At 40.1% G+C, this 7,962-nt stretch carries 6 protein-coding genes; 2 read left to right on the plus strand and 4 right to left on the minus strand.

Translation table 11 applies throughout. The features are described from left to right. Positions 1 to 146: 146 nt before the first annotated feature. From ACT3SX_RS05220 to surE, 3 genes are all read right to left on the minus strand, one after another. On the minus strand, positions 147 to 1,451 hold the full coding sequence (locus tag ACT3SX_RS05220) for a lytic murein transglycosylase (RefSeq protein ID WP_192519111.1): 1,305 nt from the start codon (positions 1,449 to 1,451) through the stop codon (positions 147 to 149). Between the two features lie 93 nt (positions 1,452 to 1,544). After that, positions 1,545 to 2,342, minus strand: a complete 798-nt coding sequence (locus ACT3SX_RS05225) for a peptidoglycan DD-metalloendopeptidase family protein (RefSeq protein WP_192519112.1) — start codon at positions 2,340 to 2,342, stop codon at positions 1,545 to 1,547. A 177-nt stretch (positions 2,343 to 2,519) separates the two neighbouring features. After that, positions 2,520 to 3,341, minus strand: coding sequence for a 5'/3'-nucleotidase SurE (surE, locus tag ACT3SX_RS05230; protein WP_192519113.1), 822 nt, complete (start codon positions 3,339 to 3,341; stop codon positions 2,520 to 2,522). Between the two features lie 615 nt (positions 3,342 to 3,956). On the opposite strand from surE, the gene ACT3SX_RS05235 reads away from it, so the two are divergent. Both ACT3SX_RS05235 and ACT3SX_RS05240 read left to right on the plus strand, forming a co-directional pair. Continuing rightward, positions 3,957 to 4,391 carry an MCR_0457 family protein gene (locus ACT3SX_RS05235; RefSeq protein ID WP_192519114.1) on the plus strand — a complete coding sequence of 145 codons (435 nt, stop codon included), beginning with the start codon at positions 3,957 to 3,959 and terminating at the stop codon, positions 4,389 to 4,391. A gap of 508 nt (positions 4,392 to 4,899) precedes the next feature. Beyond that, positions 4,900 to 6,066: a D-alanyl-D-alanine carboxypeptidase family protein gene (locus tag ACT3SX_RS05240; protein WP_192519115.1), complete on the plus strand. Its 1,167-nt coding sequence runs from the start codon at positions 4,900 to 4,902 to the stop codon at positions 6,064 to 6,066. Positions 6,067 to 6,266: 200 nt separating this feature from the next. Here ACT3SX_RS05240 and ACT3SX_RS05245 read toward each other — a convergent pair. Continuing rightward, a partial coding sequence (locus ACT3SX_RS05245; RefSeq protein ID WP_444518803.1) for a sensor histidine kinase occupies positions 6,267 to 7,962 on the minus strand: 1,696 nt, incomplete at its 5' end.

Genomic DNA, 7,962 nt, shown 5'->3' on the forward strand with positions numbered 1-7,962 from the left:
TCTATAGACGTCGTTATAATTATTGATAACAAAGAATGATAGGTTAACGCAAAAAAGCACCTTCATAAGGTGCTTTTTTATACCGAGTATTTTACTATGACGTGGTCTTAACAGTGGCTATGAAAAATAAAAGCCAACAGCCTCTTTCACCATGAGGCCAAGGAAGACGCGCTACGCTGAGAGATAAAACCATCTGGCGTCTGACCATTGTCTGCTTGCCAGCGTTGGAATGCCTTGCGCGTATTGGTTCCGACGATACCATCCGTGCCTTTTGTATCGTAACCTGCATTGGTAAGACGCTGCTGTAAGTTGTGTACTTGACTGGTCGATAGTGGACGCTCATAGCGTGGCCATGACTTTTGTAGACCACCCTGACCAGCAAGTGCTTTACCTAGTAAGCTCACACCTAAAGCATAGCTTGATGAGTTGTTATAAACCCTAATTACATCAAAATTTGGGCTTAGCAATAACACTGGGCCATCTTTACCAGCTGGTAGCCATAGTTCCATCTGCGTATTTGCATCTAACGATACATCCGCTATCGTGTCGACACCCATGGCTGCCCATTTAGCAGCAGACTGTTTACTACCAACTGATGAGTAATCAAATGAAGACGGAATGGTTGCTTCATAAAATGGCGCCAAACCACGAACCCAGCCTGAGTTACTCAGATAATTAGCAGTAGATGCTAGTGCATCGCTGGTTGACCATGGGTTGCGATGACCGTTGCCATCACCATCGACGCCATGCTTAAGCCAAGTAGCTGGAATAAACTGCGTCTGTCCCATGCCACCCGCCCAAGAGCCATCAAGTTGTGACCATGATACATCACCGCGCTGTAACAATGTCGCTAGTGACAATAGCTGAGTTTCTGCAAACTCTTGGCGACGACCATCATAAGCGAGACTGCCAAGCGAGCTTGGCAAACTACTACTGCCAGTCACCGCGCCAAATGAAGACTCCATACCCCAAATAGCGGCGATAATTTCGGCATTGACACCATACTGTGATTCTAATTGCGATAAATAGCCACGTTGCTCAGCAAACTTACGCTTACCAACACTCACACGTCCACTAGATACTGCAGAATCAACATAATCCCATGGCATTTTAGAAAATTCTGGCTGTCCAGAATCTAGCGAAATAACCTGCTGATTTAAGTGCGCTAGGTCAAGTAATCGACGAACGGTCGACGCATCATTGCCAGATGCAATGGCTCGCATAGAGAAATCTGACTTCCAGTCATAAAAACTGTTATAGCTTGGCTTAGCAACTGTTTGAGGCTTAGCAACTGGCTGCGGTGTTGGTTTAACTTGCACGGTTTCGGTTTGGGTAATTTCAACATTACCTTGACGCACGGGTTTGCTCGTTTTTTGTGTCGCTTGCTGACTGACACATCCGGCCACAACCAACACTGGAAAAAGCGCTATATACTTTCTTTTTAACATCATAGAAATTCTCAGGTATGAATAAGTACAACGACTCAAATAATACAAGGTTATGAGAGTCGTTGTACTGAAGCAATGAAAAACATTGCGTCAAATTTAACGTCCTAATACCGCACGTGGATCTACAGGATTGCCATTTAAGCGCACTTGAAACTCCAAACCAGCTTGGTTAGTGTTTCCACTGCTCCCCATATTTGCAATACGTTGACCCCGTTGTACTGTATCACCTTCTTTGACAAGCAATTCGCTATTATGTGCATAGGCAGTGATATAGTCATCGCTATGACGAATCATAATAAGATTGCCGTACTCTGTGAGACCATTACCTGAGTAAAGCACGGTTCCAGACTGACTGGCAAGCACTGGATCTCCAACATTACCAGCAAACCACATGCCCATCGTACCAGCATTTGCATCAAAATTACGAGTCACTTGATTGCTAGTCGGATATTCATAACCTGAGGTTGCATTAGCTGTCACTGCATAGACAGGACTTTGTGAATTATTATTCGTTGGCGTACTGGTTGTAGAAGGTGTATAGGTTGTTGTTTGTGGCGTTGTAGACGTATTATTAGTCACAGTCTCTGATGTGCCCTCCCATAGTTTCAACCATTGACCACTATAAATAGTATATTTGCTGTCTAAATTATTGAGGGCACCAATTTGGCGATAACTAATGCGGTAGCGTTCAGCAAGTTGACTGACGGTATCACCGCGCTGAACACGATGATAATTTGGAACGCCTTGGGCATTGGTAACAATCTGAGGTCCCGCTTGATTGACTGTTTGATAGGTGGGCTTGGTTGCACAGCCTACCATTGTCAAGGCTGCTACGGTCACAGTACCAACCAATGCCGTTTTTACAAAGCGCGATCCAGCAATAAGCTTCTTCATACAAGATTTCCTATTCTTTACGTTACTCACAAACTTCTTGTGTGACTCACAAGCATTTTGCTAACTTTTGTACCACTTAAATGTTTGATAACCACCATCATTGATAATTTGATAGCACTCACTTTCGTTTAGCTTTGATAACTTACTCTATTACCATTCATCATTCATATAGCCAGCTTATAAAACGAGCGCAGAGAGCTTATCCAACGACTCGACTGGTGTATGATGGAGTCGCACTGGCGACAAACTAATATAACCTGCTGCCACCGCTTGGTCATCCGTCAATTTTACTACAGATGAAGGAACGTTTTGTGACTGGTGATCTGTCTTTGTTTCTGACAATTCATGTTGTGATTTACGTAACGAAAGCCAATAAGCATCTCGCCCACGTGGATCCACTATATGTTGTACAGGATGGGCAACCTGACGATGCCCCAATGATGTTATTTTCCGACCTTTGATCTCATCGGCTTTATCAACATTAGGAATATTAACGTTTAATACATGATAGGGCAAATTTTTGCAGATATCTAATATTGAGGTTTCTTTCAACAGTTTTACTATCTCATTTGCCGCTATCTGATAATGGCCAACGTGCTCCTCACCTTTGGACCCAGCACCTACTAGCGAAGTCGCAATCGCTGGTATACCCGAAAGCTGTGCCGTCAAGGCGGCACCAAAAGTTCCAGAAAACATAACATCCTGCCCTAAATTGGCACCTGAATTAATACCAGTAATCACACAATCAAAATGTGTATCCTGATAAAGCTCATGCAATGCTAAATAAATACAATCAGCAGGTGATCCATTCACCGCTATAAAACCAGAAGGCAATTGATGCGTATGCAATGGCGTTGTGACGCTCAATGCACTAGAAAAACCGCTTTGCTCACTGTTTGGCGCTACTACCACTACTTCACCAATAGTGGACAATGCTTGATACAGTGCCAATAGCCCTAGAGCATACACCCCATCATCATTACTTATTAAAAATTTCATTACGACTCAATATACTTATAAATGACTGGCTGTCCACTTATGAACTTTTGCCGTATTAAAGTTGCTATAATCACATTTAGAAATGGTAGACTCATACTATTCCATACTACTTTCATAGCTATACCTTATTGACTAAGACACACTATGAATCAATAAGAAAACTGCACAACCCTATAGGGCATGCCCTGATATTAAGGGCGAAGCTCAGAGAACTATTATAGCCATAACAAAATAGCATAGTATGAATATCGAAAGTGATGGCACAATCATAGTTATATAAGATTATACCTTAATAGTACGCTAGCACGAACCCAACCTTTGCTCGGGAGTTATCTATTTTTTTATTGTACTAGGGAATATCCTAATAATGCTGCCTGCATGCTCATCGAGCCAATAAAAGCATAAATCTTCACGTTACAATAGGCAACAACCAACAACAATATAAACTTATATTTTTATGCTGACGTAACTTACAAGTATATGCTACTAGTATGTTGCTAAGAAATGACTTTGGCTCACAAGATATCTACACATAAATCAATATTTTATGTGACTTTTGTTTTTTTAGCCATTAACATATGACCATTAAATAAAGATAAGCGAGTGTAATGCTGAATGAAAAATCAATCGATATTATCTATAACTTCTGTCATAGCGAAAACCGCATCAAAAATTGGGCTCGCAGGACTGATAACGTCTGTTGCCATGCTATCGCAAGCATCTTTTGCGGCAAATAATTCCGATACCACAATACCTTTAGATATGGCTGGCATCAACATAACCAAGCATGAGATTGCGGTTATGCAAGTACTATCTGAGATATGCCCACCAATGCTTAGTGGCAACCAAAAACAGCGCTTTTATCAATCTTATAACGTGCAGCTGCACGAGCTGATGCCATCTTTAGAAGATCCAAAAGCAGCGATCCAATATCTATCAACTCAACAGGATTATCGCCAAATCTTGCAAAGTATCCGTAGCTGGACGATGGGTTTCTCAAAACAAGAAAACAAAGCACTATGCGAAGACTTGGCAAATGCCGAATATTAATCATGCTATGAAATACTGGCAACTCTATAACCTACAACGACACTATGAACAATAAGCAGTATGGATAATACCATTGACCGTTAACGACAACAAAACAGTGACATTATCGACCTTAACATACTGAGTTATTGCTAATAAAATACAAGGCTATAAGAGAAATAAACTTGCTGTATTTCCGCTTGCAGAGGACAAGTGGTACAGCAGGTTTTTTTGTGGCGTGATCTTAGTAGCATTATATTTATGATGATTTAAAAAACGCTAACCTTCTTTATAAGTACGACTCTTTCTTTATATTCATCGTCTGTTTTTTGCATTTATCGATTCCCCATCGGTTGTCATTTTGCTAAGATAAGACGTTAATTTTATGTCTGTCGCTCAGCCGTCATTGCTCTTATTAATACGTTCTTTAAACAAGATTTTTGATGAGTGCTGTTTAAAGAACGTACAAGGTCTAGTACGAGATACAAGCGATAGATACATTTGGTTTCATGATGCGGTGTAACGATATATGACAGTAAAGCGTGTAAAAAATCAGCTTGTACAGCTGGTCGTTGGTGTAAGTGTTTCAATGAGTGCAATGGTAGCAAATGCGGCTATTCAACCTCCTGAGATGGATAATACCGCCTATGTATTGATGGACTATAATACGGGTGAAATCTTGGCACAGAAAAATGCCAATGAGGCATTGCCGCCAGCATCACTAACGAAAATGATGACCAGTTACATCATTGAACAACGCTTAGAGTCAGGTGATCTCAAAGAAGACGAACAAGTATTAATGAGTCAAAATGCCTGGTGCCGTGGTAGTAGCAGCCAATCTTGTATGTATGTACCAGTAAATAAAACAGCCAGTGTGATCGATATGCTGCGCGGTATTATCATTCAATCCGGTAATGATGCCTCACAAGCTATGGCCGAGTACATTGCTGGTAGCGAAGACTCATTTGCTATTTTGATGAATGAGCAAGCAGCAAAGATTGGCATGGAAAACACTCATTTTGTCAACTCTACTGGTATGCCTGACGAAGGTCATGAAGCCTCTGCTTTAGATCTGGCCAAACTGGCACGTGCAATTATTAAAAATAGTGGTGACTATTACAGCATTTATGCAGAAAAAGAGTTTACCTATAACGGTATCACGCAAGGTAATCGTAACGCTCTACTTGCAACCGACCCGACTGTCGACGGCTTAAAAACGGGTCATACCAATGCTGCAGGCTATTGCTTAGTTGCTTCAAGCAATCGTGAAGATATGCGCCTGATTTCTGTCATCATGGGCACAAAGAGCCCACAGGCCCGTGCGGATCAGTCACGCGAGCTGCTCAACTGGGGCTTTGGCCACTTCACCACTGTTACTAAAGCACCTACAGGGCAGTTTGTCAGCAAAATTCCAGTATGGCTTGGTGAAGCAGACGAAATCGAGTTGGCCACTGCTGACAATTTACAGATTCTAACCAGCAAAACGCAAAAAAATAAAATCACAACGGTGGTTGATATTCCCGAAAGCATCGAAGCCCCTATCAAAAAGGGTCAAGAGATCGGCAAAATGATGGCCGTTATTGATGGTAAAGCAGTAGCCTCTGTTCCTGTTGTTGCGACAAGCGATATCGAACAGTCAGGCTTTATGAGCCGTACTTGGCAACGTCTAACACGCTGGATACAGAACCTCTTCTAACGATAAAAACATACATCGGCGACTTATCTAATAACAATATCATTTAATAAAAAAGACGCTTAATATTAAGGCGTCTTTTTTATGTCTATAATAATATATGCATTAAATATGGCTTCTTCTCATCTTAAAAATCGCGATAGAAATTATTACCAAAAAAAGTAGCACAGTTAATAGTGCTAATCATATTTTAGAATTTATCATTATTTCCATACCATCCAACGTTGTAGCAAATCACTTAAATCCTTATCTTTATAAATAGCACTACAACAATAATCAATACCTGCGACTTTTAATCCATGTTCGAAACTGTCTAAATATTGCGCTTGATGCGGTGAATACCAATACACTAATAACGCACGATGGTCGTCTTCAGCTTTACGAATACGACTGGCTAAGGATTCAGCTTTTCTTGGAAAAATATCTTCCGCAAACATCACCATGTCTACTTTGTTTGCCTTCATCTCATCGATTACCAACTGCTCATGCTGACAATAAACAACAGCTGCCCCTAAATGCTCAAGTTCAGCTCCTAAAAAACCAACTTCATCATAGTAGTAATAGATAAAAGTCAATCCAGCCAATAAACTCTGTTGCCAAGAATGTTGAATGGTAGGCATCGCTATCGTAATTATAAACTGCGTACCTACTCCTAGCGTGCTATCAACTTCTATAGTGGCACCCATGAGCTGAATCATTTGCTTAACGATGGGCAGCCCAACACCTGAACCTTCATATTGCCGAGTTTTTGATGAATCCACCTGAAAAAATGGATTAAAAATATCATCAATATGATGACTATCGATACCAATACCAGTATCCTTCACACTGATCTGCCAACGATTACTTTTATCAAAATGCGTCAATTGCGATGTAATAATTACTTGCCCAACCGGTGTAAATTTAATCGCATTGCTAAGTAATATCGATAATATCTGTTGTATCTTTTCTGCATCACCTTTCAGGCTATAGTCTATATGATGAACACGACTGACCAACTCTAGACCTTTTTTTTGGGCAATAGGTTCAAACTCTACTAAAATATCTGCAATCAATTGTAATGGATTAAATTCACTATAATTGATATGTATCTGACCTTTTTGTATTTGGTTGAGCTGAATAATGTGATCAAGCGATGACACCAATTTTTCGCTACCACTACTGATAATTTCAACTGCATCTTTTTGTTCTCTATTAAGAGCATCATGATCTAATAACTGCAAACCACCTACAATTGCATTTAAGGAGGTTTTTAGCTCATGGGTTATCATGCTTTGAAAGTTATGCAACTGCACATCAAGAGAAACATCTTTGGTATGTAATTGCTGCTCAAATGCGACAATTGCCTCGTAATCTTGCTTAACTTTTTGCAAACGATTAAACAAAACCACAAAGGTCCGCTTGATCAGTATTAGATCCTTAAAATTGAAATGCTGTGAAATAACGGGTAATTGATCAATACTTGGGTTTTCTAGAACAACTTCACATACTTTAGTAAGAGATTCAATATCTCTTACTGGCCATTTAAGTTTCCGCAGAATATACAACACCCAAAGCACTGCTATGATGGTAATAATCAAACATCCCAACAGATTGGTACGATACCAATATTCTCGCATTGCCTGCACGTCTAAAGTAATATTAATATAACCAACCAATACACTATCTGTTGTGGTTTGATTAGCCTCTGATGCCTCGTTTATGCGCTCTGATAAAGTCTGTGATGCATAAGAATTGGAATTCAACTTATTTGAGTCACTATTAATATCTATATAATTGCTGGTTACTGGGTAGTTAAAACTGACAGTATCTGCAAATAAGATATTTTTCCAATCAGCTGCTGATTGCTCTAGATTATCAATAGGCTGCGGTGTTGAATAAAATAAAATACTTTGAATA

The sequence above is a fragment of the Psychrobacter sp. AOP31-B2-9 genome (assembly GCF_052378005.1).
Classification (GTDB): domain Bacteria; phylum Pseudomonadota; class Gammaproteobacteria; order Pseudomonadales; family Moraxellaceae; genus Psychrobacter.

Bases quoted from the DNA above. Each gene is read 5' to 3' on its own strand.
- ACT3SX_RS05220 (WP_192519111.1), bottom strand. From the start codon at position 1,451: ATGATGTTAAAAAGAAAGTATATAGCGCTTTTTCCAGTGTTGGTTGTG.
- ACT3SX_RS05225 (WP_192519112.1), bottom strand. From the start codon at position 2,342: ATGAAGAAGCTTATTGCTGGATCGCGCTTTGTAAAAACGGCATTGGTT.
- surE (WP_192519113.1), bottom strand. From the start codon at position 3,341: ATGAAATTTTTAATAAGTAATGATGATGGGGTGTATGCTCTAGGGCTA.
- ACT3SX_RS05235 (WP_192519114.1), top strand. From the start codon at position 3,957: ATGAAAAATCAATCGATATTATCTATAACTTCTGTCATAGCGAAAACC.
- ACT3SX_RS05240 (WP_192519115.1), top strand. From the start codon at position 4,900: ATGACAGTAAAGCGTGTAAAAAATCAGCTTGTACAGCTGGTCGTTGGT.